Source organism: Streptomyces sp. BA2, assembly GCF_009769735.1.
Lineage (GTDB): Bacteria > Actinomycetota > Actinomycetes > Streptomycetales > Streptomycetaceae > Streptomyces.
Map to the genome: position 1 here is coordinate 4,217,936 of NZ_WSRO01000002.1, position 19,010 is coordinate 4,236,945.

A 19,010-nucleotide genomic window follows, 5' to 3' on the forward strand; every position below is an offset into this window, starting at 1 on the left:
ACCAATGACCCCCCTGGTGGCGACTGCCCTGCGCAACGCACACCAACCATCACCAGGGCGGATGAGGCACATGGAAGCGAACCAGCACGAGCGCGCGGCCCAGCACCGCAGGCGCCGGCTGAGCCTGAGACTCGGCATCCCGGTCGCCGTGGCGGCCGCGGCGGGGCTGACGTACGGCACGGCCTTCGGGGTCTTCGGCGAGGACGCACAGCCGAGGGCATCGGCGGCATCCGGCCCCACCGCCTGGGCGCCCGACGTCGCCGACGCCGCCGACGCCGCCGACGGCTTCGCATCGGTCAACGCCCTGGGCCAGAACGGGACTTACGGCGGGCGCGACGGAAAGACGGTCACCGTCAAGACGCTGGCGGACCTGGAGAAGTACGCGACGGCCTCCGATCCGTACGTCATCGTGGTCGCGGCGGCGATCACGATGGACCCCAAGGGCAAGGAGATCAAGGTCGCGTCGGACAAGACGATCGTGGGTGCGGGCACCGCGGGCCACATCGTCGGGGGCGGCTTCTTCCTGGGCCAGGGCGTGCACAACGTCATCATCCGGAACCTCACGATCCGGGACTCGTACGCGGGCACGTGGAACGACAAGGAGCACGACTTCGACGCCATCCAGATGGACGGCGCGCACCACGTCTGGATCGACCACAACGATCTGCGGCACATGGCGGACGGCCTGATAGACAGCCGCAAGGACACGACCTACCTGACGGTGTCCTGGAACAAACTGAGCAACAACAACAAGACATTCGGCATCGGCTGGACCGAGAACACGACGGCCGACATCACGATCCACCACAACTGGTTCCGCGAGACCGAGCAGCGCAACCCGTCCACCGACAACGTGGCCCACGCGCACCTCTACAACAACTACCTCCAGGACGTCGCGGGCACGGACATCACCTCGTCGTACGGGAACTACTCGCGCGGCAGGACGAAGATGGTCCTGGAGAACAGCTACTTCGAGGGCATGAACAACCCGGTGACGAAGGACAGTTCAGCCGCCGTCGTGCAGCGAGGCAACGTCTTCGTCGGCACCAGCGGCCGCAACGAGAGCGGAGGAACAGCCTTCGACCCGAAGAGCTTCTACGCCTACACGCCCGACAAGGCGGCGGACGTCCCGGCGAAGGTGAAGGCGGGTGCGGGCCCGCGCACGGCGGTCGGAACCGCCGCCAGGACGGCGTCCACTCTCACCGTGGCGAAGGACGGCAGCGGCCAGTACAAGACGGTCCAGGCGGCGGTAAACGCGGTCCCGACGAACAACACCTCACGGGTGGTGGTGTCCATCGCACCGGGCACGTACCGGGAGACGGTGAAGATCCCGGCCAACAAGCCGCACGTCACGCTCCAGGGCACGGGCGGCAGCCGCAAGGACACGGTGATCGTGTACGACAACGCGGCGGGCACCCCCAAGCCGGACGGCTCGGGCACCTACGGCACCTCGGGCAGCGCGACGGTGGCCGCGGAGGCGGACGACTTCCAGGCCCGCAACCTGACGATCGCCAACGACTTCGACGAAAAGGCGAACCAGAACCTGGCAGGACACCAGGCGGTGGCCCTGCGCACAGCGGCCGACAAGGCGTTCCTGGACAACATGATCATCACGGGCGACCAGGACACCCTCCTCCTGGACACGGCGGCCAAGAACAAACTGGGCCGGGCCTACGTCCGCAACTCCTACATCGTGGGCAACACGGACTTCATCTTCGGCCGGGCGACAGCGGTGGTGGACCGCTCGGTAATCACCCTGAAGAAGCGCTGGGACGGCACGTCACAGGGCTACATAACCGCTCCGAGCACGCCCCCGGACCGCAAGGGCTTCTTGATCACGAACACCACGGTGACCGGCGACGTGTCCGCCCGCAGCTTCCACCTGGGCCGCAACTGGCACGCGGGCGGCGACGCGACCCTGTCCCCCCAGACGACGTTCCGCGACTCCACCCTCAGCGCGGCCGTCAAAACCACCCCATGGTCGGACATGGGCGGCTTCCCCTGGAAGAACGACCGCTTCGCCGAGTACAGGAACACAGGCGCGGGCTCCGGCCCGGCAAGCGAAGACCGCCCCCACCTGACGGCCACGCAGGCCGCGGGCCAGGAGACCGGCGACTGGCTGGGCACCTGGACCCCAACGCCCTGAGACGTACCAGCCACCACCGCCCCACCCCCAATCCGCTACCCTGTCTGGAACCGCCATCCGTGGCGGCACCAGTACGCCTTCGTAGCTCAGGGGATAGAGCACCGCTCTCCTAAAGCGGGTGTCGCAGGTTCGAATCCTGCCGGGGGCACGGAAAGCATCCGTACGGTCTGTACGGGATGCGCTGCTCGGGCAAGGGCCCGCGACCTGCTTGGTCGCGGGCCCTTGTGCGTGCCTGGGTGCTGCGGCGCTGGTGATCGTCTCCGCCGCGTGGCTGATCTCCGGGAGCCGGTCGGCGGGCAGCTTGATGCTGTGCGTGACGTAGTCGCTGTTGGCGTGGAGCCGGGCGGTGAGCGGGGAGCCGAAGACTGCCCCTGCGGCCGTGCTGGTGCCGGCCCCAGCAGGGACTCCCGGCAATCGCCGAGATCACCAGCCCGCAGCCCTCATCTCGCTGTACGACCCACTCCACAAGCGCCAGGGCCAGGGCCGCCCAAAGCATGGAACGGATGCGGCACCCCAGGACTGATCACTACGAGGGCTCTTTACTTCAAGTGTCGGAACATTTCGCAGCCCCACCCGCGTCCTCAGGCAATAATCGAGGCATGGCCTCACCGCCCGACCTCTCCGAGCTCCGCCGAGCCAAGTTCGCCCGGCGGCTGCCTGCCGAGCTCGCGACACTCGCCGGTCCTGCCCACGGGATCGTGAGCCTGCCGCTGCACCTGGCCTGGTCGGGGCTGACCGAGTTCGACCTCGACCAGCCTCGCCTACGCATGAGCTGCTACCGCATCGTCCTGGCCGAAGGTCTCCACGACGACCTGGTCGAGCGCCTCAACCGGGACCTGCTCGTCAGTCTGTGGCCCACCCTGCGCACACTGATCAGCCGGGACCTGCGCGACGTCTGGGAATCCGCCTTCCCCGAGCTGGCCCCGCGCACCCAGGCCGTTGCGTGAACCTGACCGCACTGCACCGCCGCCTGCTCACCGACGTACTCGCCGTGGGCTCCCCCTACCCCCTCGCCCTCACCGGCGGCTACGCCGTCCAGGCCCACGGCCTGGTAGACCGCCTCAGCCAGGACGTCGACGTCGCCACCGAGAACCCTGAGTCCATGGAGAAGATCGCCGCCACGGTCCAGTCCGGGTTGGAAGAACGAGGTTGGCGGGTGCGGGCGTTGGAGACAGATCCCCTCTCCGCGCGACTCATCGTCAGCGACCCGAACAGCGGCGAAGAGTGCGAGGTCGACGTCCTCAAGGAAGCCCTCTGGCGTCCACCCGTGCAGACCGAGTACGGGCTCGTCCTCTCCCTCGAAGACGTGGTCGGCACCAAAGTCCGAGCGCTGTCCGACCGTGGCCTGGCCCGCGACCTCATCGACGTCCGCGCTGCGGCAGACCGCTGGAGCCACCCCGAACTCGAAGAACTCGGCCGGCGCCATGCCCGCGACACCTTCGATGTCACCGACCTCCAAGCCCGCCTCGCTGGAGCGGACTGGATCGACGACACCGAGTTCGCTGCCTACGGTCTCGACGAACAGGCGATCGCCGGACTACGCCGATGGGCCCAAGAGTGGGCCGACGACATCGCCGAGCGACTCCTGGAACTGGAAGCCCCGCATGACGAGTGAGTGACTCGAATCAGTCGAATGAGACGACGCCGTCACTGGATACCTACGTCGCTGGGAGCACCAACCACTGGCCCTCACCACCCCGTACAGATCCAGTCCGAACCCCGCCAGGGACACAAGCGAAAAGGCCCGGATCGATCTTGGTCCGGGGCCTTTGACATCTACTCCTGACATCAACGCGGGCGGTCACTGACGACCGGGCCGCCGCTTCCTCATCAACCGGTCCATGTGGCTCATGGCCTCGGCTGCATGTCCTGGACGACGTGCGTATAGACGCCCATAGTGATGCTGATCTGGGTGCCCGAGGATCTCCCTCACGACGCGGCACGGGACTCCGGCCGCGGTGAGGCGGTGGGGGTGTCGACGGGGATCCGACGCACAGCAGATCACTCCTCCAGAGGCACTGGACTCTGTCACTCATGCATAGGAGCACCTCTGACGATCCAGGCGGGGGTTCGTTGACGGCGTACGGCGTGGCCCAACGCAAGGAGAAAGAAGCCAAGGCGAAGAAGCGCAAGATACGCAAGAAGCGCTAGCCCAGGCTGACATCCACAGGTGACATCAACGATGCGACTACGCCACCGCAGGGAGCCGCGGCCGAACCGAGCACGGATCGAACTCCTAAAGCGGGTGTCGCAGGTTCGAATCCTGCCGGGGGCACCATGCCTAACCAGGCGCGGAACGGTGAGAAGCCCCCTCGGAGTCGCTCCGAGGGGGCTTCCTTCATGGCGATAAGCTTTCGGCTAGCGCGCAATCGCATTCACCTGAGAGTAGCGTCTTAGATGAAGGTTCCGCTGGGCCGCTATGTCGGCCCGTTTGGCAGCAAGCGGCTGTACTGAACCTGGGATGCTTCTCATGGCACCGACACTCGCCGAGTTCGGACACGCATCGATGCGCGTTCAGGGGAAGAACGCATTGGGCCTGCGTCCGTTGCTTGTCCTTCTTCTGGAATGGGATGACAACGCGGAGGGTGGATTTCCGCGCATTTCATCGGTGCATCCATTCACGTACTACGACAAGTTGGCGTTCGGGAACCCCGCCCTTCCCTTCACGACCGATAACCCCGTCAACCCGGCCAGCCTCACCGAATATGCGCAAGAATGCTCAATCGGCAGATTCTCGTTCACTCGGGCAGAAGTGGCCGGCCCCTTCCCCATGGGCGTGTTCGGAAATCTCGATGATGCAACGCATATACAGAAGGTTGCACAGAAGATCATCGACTCCTCGCGGCTTATATTCCTTGGAGTTGATGGCGCTGCGCTTGACCTGATGGTCAGTCACGAGGAGCTGGTGGTCCTTGTCGTTGAAAACCACAGGTATCGCTTCCCGGCGAATCGGCCAAATGACCCCGTGTATACAACTATTGACCTCCCCTTCCCTTTCTCTGACGTGACAGCGACGCTCGAGGTGCACATTGCGTTCAGTGGCCCCTTTACGCCGTTCTATCAGATAGCGCATGAGGTGTTTCATTCGATCGGAACCATCGACATGTACAACCCGGGCAGCATGAACTACCTCCTCACTTTGATGGGCGCCTACCCTTTCTATGCGAATGATCAGGAAATCGTCCACCTCGACGCCTGGCACAAACTTCAACTGGGATGGTGCGAGCCACAGTGTGTTGAACTGACGCCAAATGGCAATGCGGAGGTCACTGAGATATCCGCGGAAAAGCCGGACGGTGCCGTCATTCTTTGGCATCCGAGTCGAGGCCCCTCGGAGTACTTCCTCCTCGAACGCCGGAGGTCCGATGGGCCCCGCAAGTACGATCGCGCCTTCCCCGGCGACGGCCTGCTCATATGGCACATCGACCCCGCGCGCCCTCCCATGCACCGCGGCGCGCCGAACCTCGACTTGGGGTCCAATGGCGTGTGGCAGCCGGGGGCGCACACGCCGCCCCTCACCTGGACCGACGGCACCGTTGCAGTCAGTCGCCTCGCCGTCAAAGCTGGTCCTGACGCCCGCACCGTCCGCGTCACTTGGTAGATCGGCGTGACGACGGTGACGTGAGATGTGCCATGCGGCTTCCGGCTTCAACGATGCCCGGTAGCAGCGAATCCCCTTGGATATAGACCCGTGGGGACCTGTCGGCTGCAAGGACAGCATGGCGGTGCGCCTGCGGCAAGGTTTCTTTTCCCTACGAATACACGTAGTAGCGATCTTTCATTGCCTGCGCACGCGGACTTTCTGAGAATGGCGGGGCCATGGGCCGGTCCAGGTGGCTCAAGAGCAGCTGCGGAGAGCAGTCGGGGTACCAGAATCCTGGCCCCGCACCAGCCGGTCGACAAGGATGAGAATGAAACGAAAGCTGGCGACGACACTGGCCATGGCGGCAGTTATCCTCGCTTCCATGGCCATGCCATCCGAGGGCGCCATCACGCCATCCCGCCTGGGTGTCTACGTCGGTCCGGGAAAAACCGATGCTGTGGACAACTCCCGGACGTGGCTCGGCCGTTCGCAGATGGACGCGACCGACTACCTGGACCCGTCCGAGAACATCAAGTGGAACCAGTACGCGACCAAGTACTGGGGTGACTGGAAGAAGGCCGGAGCCGACCGGGATTTCGTACTCGGGTTGCATCTGCTGCCCAAGGGCGGAAATTTCGCGGATGGGCTCAGCGGCAAGTACGACGACCAGTTCCGCACCCTTGCCGACCTGATGATCAAGAACGGCCTGGGCAACTCCGTCATCCGCCCCGGGTACGAGGGGAACAACAAGAACATCGGACCGTGGCAGGGAACCGACGACCCGGCAGCCTATCGGGCGATGTTCCGGAAGGTCGTCACCCTTATGCGTGCTCGCGCCGGGGCGGCTTTCCAATTCGACTACAACATGGCTGTCGGCCCCTCGGGCAAGGTCACGTCATTCGAGACGCTGTACCCCGGCGACAACTACGTCGACATAGTAGGTCTGAACATCTACGACGTGTGGTGGCAGCGCCCGGCCGCTACGCCGTCTCAGCGGTGGAACCACAGCCTCACCACCGTCATGGGGGTGAATGACTTCAAGGAATTCGCCGCCGCGCACAAGAAGCCGAAGTCGTATCCGGAATGGGGCCTGTACCAGAAGGGCGACTCCTATGCGGGGGGAGGCGACTCGCCCTACTTCATCGACCGGATGGCCGAGCTTGTCCAGGACTCGGAGTATCAGGCGTACTTCGACCACGACTGGGGCGGCGGGACGCTGGACGACTTCCCCAACGGCAAGGAGCAGTACAGGGTCCGCTTCGGCGGCTGAGGCGGCTGAGGCGGCTGACGCGGCTAAGGCCGCTCAGGCGGCTCGGGCGGCTCGGGGTCGGGTTCGTCGGCCGCGTACGGGTGGACGTACCGGCCCCTGTTGAAGGGTGTGAACCAGCTCGAGATCCCCATGGGGGCGACACCTAGGGCCTCGCCCACCTCGCTCTCGTCGATGCCGTCCAGCGAGTCGTCGTAGAGCCACTCGTGGTCCATGTCCGCGTAGACGAGAGTGGCGAAGCACTCCAGCGCCGAGGAGACGCCATCGTCGAGGAGACCAAAGGTGTCGAGCGTGACCTCGGCCTCGCGCAACAGCAGCCTGAGGGCCAACTCCTCGGCCACGCAACTCAACTGCTGGAAGCTGCCCTCCGTCAGCCGCGTCGTCAGGGCAATCGCCGTCACCAGGAAGCGCCGGGCGAAACGCGCGTCGTACTGCAGGGCGTAGCGCGGGGGCAGCTCGTCGAGTAGCCACATGGGGCGGTCGCACTCGGTGGCGTTGGAGCCCTCCCGGTCCAGCGTGTGCGCATCCTGGAACAGCTCGTCCAGGAGGACATCGGTGCCCCAGATCAGGGCTCCGGCAGCAAGCTCGGCGTCCTCGACCGAGATGCCGGAGCCGTGCTCCTCCGTGCCCTTGGCCTTGTCCGTGCCCTTGGCCTCCTCAGGCACTCCGAACATCACCGCGTCCACCGCGGCCAGCCGCGGGGCCAGGGTGCGGATCTTGGAACGGATCGCCTCGGTTTCGGCGGTCGTCCCGGTTTCGGCGGTCGTCCCGGTCTCGGCGTCGGTGGACGCCGTTCCCCCCGCCAGCCCCATCAACCGCGCACGGCGGGACTCGACGTCGTCCGGCGGGGCATCCGGGCCGTCGGCCGCGTCCAGGCTCTCCTTCGCCAGGTCCGGATGGAGCTCCACCTGGCACCGTTCGACGGTCCAGTCCGAGAGCAGCTCCGTCCGCTCCAGCAGTTCCTCCACCAGTTCACGGACAGCTTCCTCGGCGAATTCCAGCGCCGGGGCGTCCACGAAGACCTTCAACAGCGCCCCACCGGGATACACGCCCACGAAGGTGTCCAGGAGCTTCACCTCCACCCCGTCGGGGCCCTGGACCTCCTCGACGGCCTCGAAGCCGCCCTCAAGGAGAGCGCCGGCGCCGATCCGCTGCAGCTCATCCATCTCGGAGGTGCCGCCGGCTATCCGGGTATCCACACTCACTGCGTACGTCACGCAACACAGCCTCGCAGGTGGGGCTGCCGGTTGCGTCCGCAATGCCGACGTCCGTCGGTGGCGGCTCAAGAGGGCTGGGGCTACCCCCCGTCGCGTGGGCCCGCTGGCCGGATGGTCTCGAGGATCTTGAACGCACAGGCTGGGGCTGTCCCGCTCATCGCCTTCATCGCCTTCATCGCCGCAATCAGCTGGCTTCACAGGGGAGTTCCCGCATGTCTGATCGTTCTCCGTCCCTTGGCTCTCCGTCGCTTCGTTCTCCGTCGCCTCGTTCTCAGGCCCTCGGGCCCGTCCGTCATCCGTCGCCCGTACGGCGACAGCGGCGGCAGCGGGGAATCGCGCTCGTGGCCCTCGTCACCGCCGCCCTCGCCCTGGGCGGTACGTTGCCCGCCTCCGCGGGGGAGTCACAGGCATCCGCCACCTCCGCGACGCAGTCTCACGGGCCCCGTGACGTCGTCCGCAAGGGCATGGAGCGGCTGGTGAACGACGACAAGTTTCCCGCCGTCCTGGCCGCCACCATCGATCGCGAGGGGCGCAGCCGCAACTACACCGCCGGTGTCGCGGACTTGACGAGCAAGGCGAAGGTGCCGGTCGACGGGCAGGTGCGGGCCGGCAGCAACACCAAGTCCTTCACCGCCACCGTCGTCCTGCAGCTGGTCGGCGAGGGCAAGGTCGGGCTCGACGACCGCGTCGAGAAGCATCTGCCGGGGCTGCTGCGCGGCGACGGCATAGACGGTCGCGACATCAGGGTCCGCCAGCTCCTCCAGCACACCAGCGGGCTGCCGAACTACACCGACTTCATGCTGGAGGACGTTTTCGGCGAGGGCCGCCACACCTACCGCCAGCCCCGCGAACTGCTCGACATCGCGCTGAAGCACAAGGCGAAGTTCGCCCCCGGGACCAGCCTGGCGTACAGCAACACCAACTACATCGTCGCCGGGCTGCTCATCGAGAAGGTCACAGGACGCCCGCTGGCCGAGCAGATCACCGAGCGGGTCATCGACCGCATCGGGCTGCGCCACACCTACTTCCCCGGCGTCGGGGACGAGAGCATCCGCGAAGCGCACCCCCGGGGCTACCACGCGGCGAAGCCCGGAGCTCCGCTGGAGGACGTCACCGTGCTCGACCCCTCCTGGGGCTGGGCCGCCGGGCAGCTGATCTCCACCCCTCGCGACCTGAACCGCTTCTTCTCCGCCCTCCTCGACGGCAAGCTCCTCAAGCCCGCCCAGCTCGCCCAGATGCGCACCACCGTCAAAGTCCCCGCCGAGGCGGGCTACGCCCCGGGCACCCGGTTCGGCCTTGGGCTGAGCAGCACCCCGCTGAGCTGCGGGGGTCTGATGTGGGGCCACGGCGGCGACACCCCCGGCTACCACTCGACCCCCGGCGTCACCGATGACGGCCGCGCCGCGACGATCGCCGTCACCGCCGACTTCGCCCCCACCGCCGAGGGCTTCACCAACGTCGACGCCCTCCTCGACACCACTCTGTGCAAGAAGTGACAGCCCCCCGCGCGGCCATAGCCGATTCAACCTGTGTCGAGCGCCCCGTGCCGGGAACCCGTGAGACGAACCGTCGGCAGCGGACCGCGCTGGTACCGCTCGGGCCCTGCCACGGTTCGTCGACTCCCATGGAGGCCGGCACACTCCCTCGTCGTCGTCCCCATGGTTGAGGCGGGCCGGCCGTGGCCATGGGGAGCCGCCGCGGCCGGGCCCTGCCCCTCGTGTTCCCTCCGCTTTCCTCCGCCGCCGCTGTTACGAGCCCCTAATACCCCTCCGGCCAACCCTCGCCCCCGCCACCGCCCTCTCCCCCACCATGGGGACACACACTCACAGGGCTCGACGCCGCCGCCGTCTCGTCGACTATCCACGCCTCGGCAGGCGCGGCCTCCGGCGGTGGATTCCCTCCTGGCGGCAGTGGCTCGGCTCCCTCGGCCTCGTTCTCTTCTCCCTCACCTGCCTCTTCGCCCTCGTGTACGCCTCCGTCGACATCCCCGACGAGAACGCGGCCGCCCAGCGCGAGGCCAACGTCTACTACTGGGCCGACGGCACCCAGATGGTGAGCACCGGTGACGTGAACCGGCAGAACGTACGGCTCTCGGAGATTCCCGACGCCGTCGAGAACGCCGTCATCGCCGCCGAGAACGACACCTTCTACAGCGACTCCGGTGTCTCGCCGAAAGGGCTGGCCCGCGCCGCCGTCAACATGGTCCGTGGCCAGGAGACCCAGGGCGGGTCCACCATCACCCAGCAGTACGTGAAGAACACCTACCTCTCCCAGGACCAGACGGTGACCCGGAAGGTCAAGGAGTTCGTCATCGCGCTGAAGGTGGACCGGAAGAAGAGCAAGCGCGAGATCCTCCAGGGGTACCTCAACACCAGTTGGTTCGGGCGCGGCGCCTATGGCATCGAAGCCGCCGCTCATGCCTACTACGGCATCCCGGCACGGCAGTTGAACCCCAGTCAGGGAGCCGCTCTCGCCGCCCTGTTGAAGGGCGCCGAGCAGTACGACCCCTCCGTCAGTGCCGTGAACCACCGTCGTTCCGAGGCCCGTTGGAAGTGGATCCTTGATCGACAGGTCAAGGCCGGGCTCATGAAGCCCGAAGTGCGCGGGAAGTTCACCACCTACCCCGAGCCTCACAAGGAGTCCCGGACCACCAGCCTCGGCGGGCAGACCGGCTACCTCGTCGACGTCGCGAACAAGTACATCAAGCAGCACACCTCCCTCACCGACAAGGACCTCGCGCGCGGCGGCTACAAAATCCACACCACCTTCGAGAAGGACAAGGTGCGGCGGCTGAAGGGCGCTGTCGAACGTGTCCTCGACCGCGACATCGATCCGAAGAAGCGCCAAGCCGACAAGGGCGTGCAGGTGGGCGCCGCCTCCGTGCGTCCGGCCGACGGCGCCATCGTCGCCCTGTACGGAGGGGCCGACGCCACCAAGCACTTCACCAACAACGCCGACACCTCCGGCGTCCCCGTCGGGTCCGCTTTCAAGCCCTTCGTCCTTGCGTCAGCCCTGGAGAACGGCCTTCGTATGCCGGCCGGGCGCGGCACCCGGTGGCAGTCCGCCTCAGCCGGGAGCTTCTACGGCGACGACGGCCTCCTGCTGGAATCGTCCGCGCCCACCATCGCCGGCCCCACCAAGGGCAGCCCCACCACCGGGCCTGACGCCACTCACCCCACCCTCCGCCAAGCCCTGGCCAAGGGCGGCAACGCCACCTACGTACGTCTCGGCAAGGACGTCGGGTGGGAGCGGGTGCGGCGCACCGCCGTCGCCGCCGGGCTGCTCGAAGGCAGCATGGCGCGCCTGGAGCGGACCTTTCCCATCGGTACGTCGACCCCCAGCGCGATCCGCATGGCCGGCGCCTACAGCACGTTCGTCAACCGCGGCCTGCGGCACGACCCGTACTCGGTGACCAAGGTCGTCAAGAACGACGAGACCGTCGACGGTCTTGCGCGCCCCGGCGCGCGGCGCGCGCTGGATCCGGATGTGGCCGACGAGGCCGCCGAGGCGATGCGCGGCGTCGGCGCGTCATCCGTCGGCCGTCCTGTCGTCGCCGGCCGCACCGGCGACCAGGACCGCCTCCGTTCGGCCTGGTTCACCGCCACCACCGGGCAGTTGTCGACCGCCGTGACGATGTTCCGGACCAGTCCGGGCGAGCCGCAGCTCCTTCCCATGTCGGGGGTGGGCGGGGCGAAATCGCAGCACGGGAATGTCTTTCCGGTGCGGATCTGGCGGGATTACGTGAAGGGGTGAGCGTTCACGGTGTTCGCGGCAGCTCATCCTTGGGGCTCACCCTTGGGCTCATCCTTGGGGCCCTTCCCCAACCCCCCTACAGGCTGCCATCGTTCCGATATGTATCCCTATGGCCCACCTCCCGGGCCCCCGCCCCGCATAGACGCGAGGCAACTGCGGCCCCGACGGCGGTGGTTCGTCCTCGCGGCGGTGATCGCGGCGGTCTGCGTGGGCGTCGGCATCGTGAGCTTCGTACTGACCCTGACCTCGACGGTGGACTCCGTCGACGACGGCAAGGCCTTCACGAGCGGGCAGTCCGTCTCGGTGCGGATCGGTCCCGATGACGACGCCGCCATCTACGTACGCAGCCCCTTCGTCGCCCGCGCGCACTGCAAGATCGTCTCCGGCCCCTCCGACTCGCAACCGCGCGTGACCACACCCGAAAGCACCTTCACCGTCACCAAGGGCAGCGGCGAGTGGGAGCGGGCGTTCGTGCTCAAGACGGACACAGACGCGGACTACCGCGTGACGTGCGACGACCCGCGCGGCGCCCTCACCTTCGCCCCCGGCGACGACGCCGACCTCGCGTCCTTCGTCGGCGGCATCGTCGTGACCGTCGTCGTACCGCTCCTCGGCCTCCTCGCGGGCTCCGGCATCGCGATCATCGTCGGGGTACGGCGCGGCAGGCACCGCCGGTGGCTGGAGGCGCAGGCGTACTACGGCCGTCGTTGACCTTCCCCCTGGGGCAGAGCCCATCGTCTGCGTGCCGGGCCACGGGGTCCGGTGACGGAGGATGCCCCCATGGACATGGACGTGCACGCACCGCGGGACGACCAGGCAAGCGGTGAACCGCTGCTCACCATCGGCGAATTCGCGGCCCGCGCACGGCTCTCGCCCAAGGCACTGCGCCTGTACGACCGCCTCGGACTGCTGACGCCCGCGTACGTCGACGAGTCCACCGGCTACCGCCACTACCGCGCGGCGCAGGTGGAACACGCCCGCACCGTCGTCCTGCTGCGCCGACTCGGCATGCCGCTCGCGGACATCACCGCGACGGTACGGCTCGACGGCGAGCGGGCGGGGCGGGCGGTCGCCGCGTACTGGGCGGACGTCGAGGAGCGGCACGCGGAGCAGCGCACGCTCGTGGGGTACCTCCGTGGACGACTGTCCGGAAGAGGTTCCGAGATGTACCAGAAGGATTTCGAGATCAAGACCGTCGACGTGCCCGAGCAGTACGTCATCTGCGAGAGCAGGCACCTGCTCTCCGAGGAGCTGCCGGTCTGGATCGACGCGTCGACGCGTCGCCTGGAGGAGGCCGCCGAGAGCGAGTGCGGCGGCGTGGCGGGTTCGCCGTTCGTCGTCTACCACGCCGATGTCACCCAGGACAGCGACGGCCCCGCGGAGGCGTGTGTCCCCGTCAGGGGCGCCGCGGCCGCGCGGGCGTGGGCGGCGAAGGCGGGCCGGGAGCGGGGCACGAGCTCCCGCGTGGAACCCGCGCACCGGATCGCCTACACCCGCATCACCAAGGCCCAGGTCTCCTATCCGCAGATCCTCGGCGCGTTCGAGGCGGTGGAGGCGTGGGTGGCCCGCGAAGGCCTGAAGGTCACGGGAGCGTGCCGCGAGATCTACTTCGTGGAGTGGGAGTCGGCCGGTCCCGAGGACCAGGTGTGCGACGTGGCGTTCCCGGTGGGCGAGTGAACCCCTAGGACCCTAAGGGCCCTAGCGGACGCTCTCCCGCAGCTCCTCGGGACATGCCGTGCCGCGCGGCAGCTGGTAGGGGGCGCCGAGGTGGTAGACACCGGGGCCGGGCGCGAGAAGCTCGGTCCACTTGTCGCCCTCGGCGTCCTCCTCGGCCTCCATCAGGCAGCCGTTGACGTTGTCGAACTGCTTGGGGCGGTCCTCATCAGTCTCCCGCAGCCGCTTGGACTCCTCGGTCTCCTTCGGCCCCTCGACGCCCTTGCCGTCGGCGTCGACCAGGCCGAGCCACGGCGAGTACGGGACGCGGATCAGGACGCGGCCCGCCTCCTTCACCTCGATCGTCATGCCGCCCGCCTCGGCGCGGTCGACCACCGCGGGCGGGTCGGCGAGCGGGGTCGGGTCGGTGACCTCGTACAACTGCCAGTTGGAGTCCACCCACACCTGCTTCAGATACGGCAGGCCCCTCTCGACCAGTGCGGCCTCGCGCTTGCCGCCGTCACCGTCGGGCTCGCCGTTGGGCAGCACGACGTAATGCACGGACCAGCGCTGGAGCCACTCGTGGTAGTTCGCGGAGTTCAGGGTGTCGTCGTAGAAGAGGGGGTTGCGTTTCATGTCCGCCTGCCGGTTCCAGCCGCGGGCGAGGTTCACGTACGGCGAGAGCGCGGACGCCTCGCGGTGGCTGCGCGCGGGGACGACCTCGACGCGGCCCTTCTCGGCGCCGACCTCCTGCAGTTCGTTGACGAGCGGCGCGAGCTCACGCGTCCACGAGGCCTGGGGCGTCGTGTGGATTATGTCGTCGACCGCCTTGAACCCGACCCAGCCGGTGAAGGCGACGAACGCCATGACGATCGTGTACCACTTGCGGGACTTCTTCACCGTGAACGGCAGCGCGGCAAGCAGCGCGACGCCCCCGAAGGACATCGCGAGGCGGGAGATGTTGGAGCCGATCTGCGAGCTGATCAGCCAGACGCCGAGTACGAAGGCCGCGTACACGGCGGTGGTGATCCGCACGGTCTTCCACTGCTTCGGTACGAGGAAGAAGACGAGGCCTGAGCAGATCAGGGGCAGCGACGCGGACCCGAAGGACATCGGCTGCGTGCCGGAGAACGGGAAGAGCCACGCGGAGAGGCCCACGACGACGGCGGGCGCGAGCCCGAGCGCGTACGCCCCGGGGTAGCGCTTGCTGAGGAACAGCGCGACGGCGACAAGACCCACGAAGAGTCCGGCCACCGGGCTGCCCATGGTCGCGAGCGCGGCGAACGGCGCGGCGACCAGCGCCTTCGCCCACCGCTTGTAGCGCCAGCGGTAGGGCCAGCAGAAGACGGCCGCGACGGCCATCAGCGCGAACATCTGGCCGAGTCCGTACGTCACGCGACCCGACACCGCGTTGCAGAACAGCGCGAAGACACCCGCGAACGCGGGCCACAGCGGCTGCTTCACCGCGCGGCTGCGGATCAGGATCATCGTGAGGAGCGCGGCGGAGACCGTCCCGGCGATCATCATCGTGGTCCGGACGCCGAGCACCGACATCAGATACGGCGAGACGACGCTGTACGACACCGGGTGCATCCCGCCGTACCAGGCGAGGTTGTACGCGGAGTCGGGGTGCCGTCCGACGAACTCGGCCCAGGCGTCCTGGGCGGCGAGGTCACCGCCGCTGTTGGCGAAGGTGAAGAACCACAGGACGTGCAGGACCGCGGCGGTGGCGGTCGTGATGGTCACGGGGTGGTTCAGGAACAGCTTCCACCGGGTGGGCCGTTCGGGTGCCACGGGCTCGCCGCGGCGCTGGGCGGGCAGCTGTATTCGCGCGCCGGTGCGGGTGCCGCCACCGGTGCCGGGCTCAGGATCGGCGTCGTCGGCTCGCGTCGGCTCCGCTGTGGCCACTTACGGCACTCCCCGTGTCGTTCTTGTCCGTCCGGGGGCCGCGCCAGGGGGTCCGTCCCGGAACACCCCGTCGCTCAGCCCCGGCGTACTGCTCCCCGAACTTGTGACGCTAGCACGCACGACGCACAGGGGCCCGGGGACGGTGGCTCCCTGCGCGGGGGTTCGGCCGAGTCCGGCTGAGTTCGGCTGAGGTGGGCTCAGTTCGGCTCAGTTCGGCTGAGGTCGGCCAATGCGCGGGCATGGGCGGCGGCTTGCGCCTCCGCCCATGCCCGCTCCCCCTGTGCGTTGCGTTGTACATGCCTCAGCCGACGCGCGTGAGCTTGGCGCCGAAGCCCGGCTCGGCGAGGTCCTTCTGGAGCGCGACGGGCACCTCGACGGCGCCGTCCTTGCCGTCGCCGACGCTCAGCACGCCCACTTCGGTACCGGCCTTCGCCGAGTGCGGCACCGTGTCGCCTGCCTTGTCGCCGAGCTTCAGCTTCACGGTCAGGCCGGACCAGCCCGCGGCCTCGACGTCCTTGGTGGCGACGACCGGGGTCGTGCCGCCCAGACCGTCGTCGACCTCGCCGACGACGTCGCCCTTCTTCACGATCGTCTTGGCCGTGAGCGCGCCCTGACCGGCCTCGATGAGCTTGCGCGTGACGCCGGTGACCTCGTCGATGTTGGCCACGCCGTTGTCGCCGTACTGACCGAGGGCGGCACCGATGATCGTGCGGGTCTCGCCGCCGACCTTCTTCTCCGCGGCGAAGAGGATGTTGCCGCCTGCCGCGGTGGTGGTGCCGGTCTTGATGCCGATGGCGACCGTCGGGACGAGCCCGAAGAAGTTGTTCTGCTTGTCGCCGTTGAGGTCCTTGTAGCTGGGCTGGCGGGAGATCTCGTTGAAGACCGGGTCCTCCATCGCGGCACGGCCCAGCTTCACGAGGTCCTCGGCGGTGGAGACGGTCGTCTTGTCCAGGCCGCTCGGGTCCGTGTAGTGGGTGTTCTTCATGCCGAGTTCCTTGGCGGTCTTGTTCATCTTCGCGACGAACTCGTCCTCGGAATCGCTCTTGGTGTCCCAGCGGGCGAGCAGCTTGGCGATGTTGTTCGCGGACGGCAGCATGACCGCCTGCAGCGCCTCGTACTGGGTGATCTTCTGGCCCTCGGTGACCTTGACGACCGACTCGTTGCCCGCCTTGCCGGTCGTGTAGTGCTTCTCCGCCGCGGCGTCGACCGGGATCTTCGGGCCGGGGTTGCCCTTCTTCAGCGGGTGGTCACGCAGGACGAGGTAGACCGTCATGACCTTGGCGATGCTCGCGATCGGCACGGGCTTCTGGTCGCCGGAGGTGCCGAACGTGCCGATGCCGTTCACGTCCATCGCCGCCTGGCCCTCGCTCGGCCACGGCATGGACGGCTTGCCGCCCTCGAAGGAGACGGTCTCCTTCGCGGTGAGCGTCAGGGTGGGCGTCGGCAGTGGCCTCACGGCCTGTACGACAGCAAAGACGACCACCAGGAGCAGCACCAGCGGCGTCCAGATCTTGACCCTGCGCACAGCGGTGCGGACGGGGGTCTCCGGCGGCGGCGGGGTGTTGGTCAGCTCGGCGAGCAGGTCGAGCGGAGGCCGGGGCGGAAGAGGCTGCTGGGTGGTGCGCTCGGGCCCTACGTTCCCGGCTTTCTCGGGCGTGGGCGCCTTCTCTGGCGTGGGCGCCTTGGCTCCGGGGGCCGGGGTGGCCGGGGGCTGCGCGCCGCTGGGCGACCTGCCGTCGAGCGGCTTGAGCGCGACGAACTTGCTGGTGCGCTCGGCGTCGGCTTCAGGCTTTGCGGTGGGCTTTGCGGTGGGCTTTGCGGACGGCTTTGCTTCGCCCTTGTCCGCGGGGCCATCGGGCTTGGCCCCGGGCTTGTGGTCGCCCAGCTTGAGCATGGTGGTCGGCTGGTCGACGGCCTTCGGGGGCAGCGCCTTGAAGACGGCGGTGGCCTGGTCGACGCCGGTGGAGGGGGGTTCGGGGGTGTCGGCGGCCGTGGCTTTGTCGTCGGCGTCGTCGCTGCCGCTGTCGCTGTCTGCGTCTGCGTCTGCGTCTGCGTCGACAGCGGCCTTGGAGCCGCTGCCGGATTCGGCATCGGCGTCGGCGTCGGCGTCGGCGTCGGCGTCGGCAGCGGCGTTCACGGCCGCGCCCGTCGAAGCCTTCGGGCCGCCCTTGGGAGCGGGGGGCTCGGAAGTGCTGGACTCCTCCGGGGCATCCTGGCCACCGGACGGCTCGTCAGCGTCACGCGCGTCAGCGCCAGCAGCCGCAGGCTCGGCATCGCTGTCGTCGGCGCCGGCGTCACCCGCGCTCCCCGCACCCGCAACGTCGGCCGAGTCAGCAGCCTCGCCGGAGGCAGCCGTGTCACCCGAAGCACCCGTACCGGCAGGCTCTTCGGAGTCCGTGGCCTCGCCAGAAGCGTCAGCCTCGGGCTCGGCAGAGCTCGCGGCGCTGTCGCCCGCGTCAGCGTTCGCACCGGCAGGCTCATCGGCCGCCTCGGCCTCGGCAGGCTCGGCAGAGCTGCCGGAGCTGTCCACCGCACCGGCATCACGCGAACCCTCAGAGCCAGCGGCCTCGGCACGCTCCTCAGAACCGGCGGCCTCACCAGAATCGCCCGCGCCACCCGCGGAAGCATCCGCAGGCCCCTCAGCGGCCTCGGCCTCGCCAGGCTCGGCAGAGCTCGAGGCACCGTCCGCCGCTTCGGCGTCACTCGAACCCTCCGCGCCCGAAGCCTCAGCCTCAGCCTCCCCCGCAGATGCGCTCGGCGCCTTGCCCTCGCCATCCCCGGCGGCGCCGTCCGCGCCCGCCGAGTCGCCGGAAGGTTCCGTCTCCGGGGAGTTTTTCTCGTCGTCAGAGGTCGCGGCCTTCCCAGAAGCCGCCTCCTCGCCGTCCGAAGCCGCCGTCTCCGCGGGCTTCTCGGTCTCCGAGGCCCCGGGGGTCTCCTCGTCCGACGAGGCCACCCACGCCGCCACGGCGGCCCGCAGCCGCGCGTCGCCGGGCTCCTGGCTCTCGGCAGCCTTGGGCCAGGCCTCCTTGGCCTCAGCCTCGCCGCCCTCGGAACCGGAGTCCTCCCGGCCGGAGGCCACCGCCTTCGTCGAGAAGACCGCCGTCGCCTGGTCCTCCCGCGTCTCCTCGCGTGCCGTGGGGACCTCGCGGGCCACCGCGAGCCGCGGGTCGCGTTCCTCCGGCGCCGGTGCCGGCACAGACGGCTTTGCCCCAGTCGGGTTCCCCGACGACTTCCGCTGCTTCGACCTGTCGGGGGTCTCGCCCGCCACCGATGCCTCCTCGTACGCCATGCCGCTCGCGTTGCCGTTGCGCCAAAAACACGGTCGGACCCGCTGTCCGAACCATGTACCAGTGTCCTGTGTGAGGGCTTAACCCCCGTGGTAGACGAGAACGACATACCTACTGGTTCCCGTACTTACCGGTCACGCACTCTCGACAGACCAATGTGAGAGGGGTCACCCTGTCATTCATCCACGCGGGGAGG

12 protein-coding genes, 1 tRNA gene and 1 pseudogene are annotated in these 19,010 nt (G+C 68.2%); 10 read left to right on the forward strand and 4 right to left on the reverse strand.

The annotated features are described in order from the left end of the window. Window positions 1–70: 70 nt before the first annotated feature. From E5671_RS21535 to E5671_RS21550, 4 genes are all read left to right on the forward strand, one after another. Entirely contained in the window at window positions 71–2,146 is a 2,076-nt protein-coding gene (locus E5671_RS21535; RefSeq protein ID WP_160505594.1) for a pectinesterase family protein, read from the forward strand. 75 nt (window positions 2,147–2,221) lie between these two features. Further along, window positions 2,222–2,294, forward strand: a tRNA-Arg gene (locus E5671_RS21540). Between the two features lie 451 nt (window positions 2,295–2,745). After that, a complete protein-coding gene (locus E5671_RS21545) occupies window positions 2,746–3,093 on the forward strand; it encodes a transcriptional regulator (RefSeq protein WP_160505595.1) in 348 nt (115 codons plus the stop codon). Next, on the forward strand, window positions 3,090–3,761 hold the full coding sequence (locus E5671_RS21550) for a nucleotidyl transferase AbiEii/AbiGii toxin family protein (protein ID WP_160505596.1): 672 nt from the start codon (window positions 3,090–3,092) through the stop codon (window positions 3,759–3,761). The genes E5671_RS21545 and E5671_RS21550 overlap by 4 nt, the downstream gene beginning before the upstream one ends. A gap of 186 nt (window positions 3,762–3,947) precedes the next feature. Here the strand turns inward: E5671_RS21550 and E5671_RS46345 are convergent. Beyond that, a pseudogene (locus tag E5671_RS46345) lies at window positions 3,948–4,109 on the reverse strand (site-specific integrase); the annotation flags it as partial. A 507-nt stretch (window positions 4,110–4,616) separates the two neighbouring features. Here E5671_RS46345 and E5671_RS21560 point away from each other — a divergent pair. Continuing rightward, entirely contained in the window at window positions 4,617–5,747 is a 1,131-nt protein-coding gene (locus E5671_RS21560; protein WP_160505597.1) for a hypothetical protein, read from the forward strand. A 364-nt stretch (window positions 5,748–6,111) separates the two neighbouring features. Further along, window positions 6,112–6,999, forward strand: coding sequence for a glycosyl hydrolase (locus tag E5671_RS21565; RefSeq protein ID WP_160505598.1), 888 nt, complete (start codon window positions 6,112–6,114; stop codon window positions 6,997–6,999). A gap of 23 nt (window positions 7,000–7,022) precedes the next feature. Here the strand turns inward: E5671_RS21565 and E5671_RS21570 are convergent, their stop codons facing one another. Beyond that, the gene (locus E5671_RS21570) at window positions 7,023–8,213 is read right to left on the reverse strand and encodes a hypothetical protein (protein ID WP_160505599.1); all 1,191 of its coding nucleotides are present in this window, start codon (window positions 8,211–8,213) and stop codon (window positions 7,023–7,025) included. 341 nt (window positions 8,214–8,554) lie between these two features. On the opposite strand from E5671_RS21570, the gene E5671_RS21575 reads away from it, so the two are divergent. The 4 genes from E5671_RS21575 to E5671_RS21590 all read left to right on the forward strand — a co-directional run bounded on the left by E5671_RS21575 (window position 8,555) and on the right by E5671_RS21590 (window position 13,643). Next, window positions 8,555–9,709, forward strand: a complete 1,155-nt coding sequence (locus tag E5671_RS21575) for a serine hydrolase domain-containing protein (RefSeq protein WP_336605812.1) — start codon at window positions 8,555–8,557, stop codon at window positions 9,707–9,709. A 313-nt stretch (window positions 9,710–10,022) separates the two neighbouring features. Beyond that, entirely contained in the window at window positions 10,023–11,966 is a 1,944-nt protein-coding gene (locus tag E5671_RS21580) for a transglycosylase domain-containing protein (RefSeq protein WP_160505601.1), read from the forward strand. A 99-nt stretch (window positions 11,967–12,065) separates the two neighbouring features. After that, window positions 12,066–12,677 (forward strand): serine/arginine repetitive matrix protein 2, encoded by a 612-nt coding sequence (locus E5671_RS21585; RefSeq protein WP_160505602.1) that lies wholly within the window; start codon window positions 12,066–12,068, stop codon window positions 12,675–12,677. 69 nt (window positions 12,678–12,746) lie between these two features. Continuing rightward, window positions 12,747–13,643 (forward strand): MerR family transcriptional regulator, encoded by an 897-nt coding sequence (locus E5671_RS21590; protein WP_202121207.1) that lies wholly within the window; start codon window positions 12,747–12,749, stop codon window positions 13,641–13,643. A 21-nt stretch (window positions 13,644–13,664) separates the two neighbouring features. Here E5671_RS21590 and E5671_RS21595 read toward each other — a convergent pair whose 3' ends face one another. Together E5671_RS21595 and E5671_RS21600 are read right to left on the reverse strand one after the other, a co-directional pair. After that, complete coding sequence (locus tag E5671_RS21595) at window positions 13,665–15,527, reverse strand: glycosyltransferase family 87 protein (protein WP_160505603.1); 1,863 nt, start codon at window positions 15,525–15,527, stop codon at window positions 13,665–13,667. A gap of 301 nt (window positions 15,528–15,828) precedes the next feature. Continuing rightward, the gene (locus E5671_RS21600) at window positions 15,829–18,816 is read right to left on the reverse strand and encodes a D-alanyl-D-alanine carboxypeptidase (RefSeq protein WP_202121208.1); all 2,988 of its coding nucleotides are present in this window, start codon (window positions 18,814–18,816) and stop codon (window positions 15,829–15,831) included. Window positions 18,817–19,010: the final 194 nt, after the last annotated feature.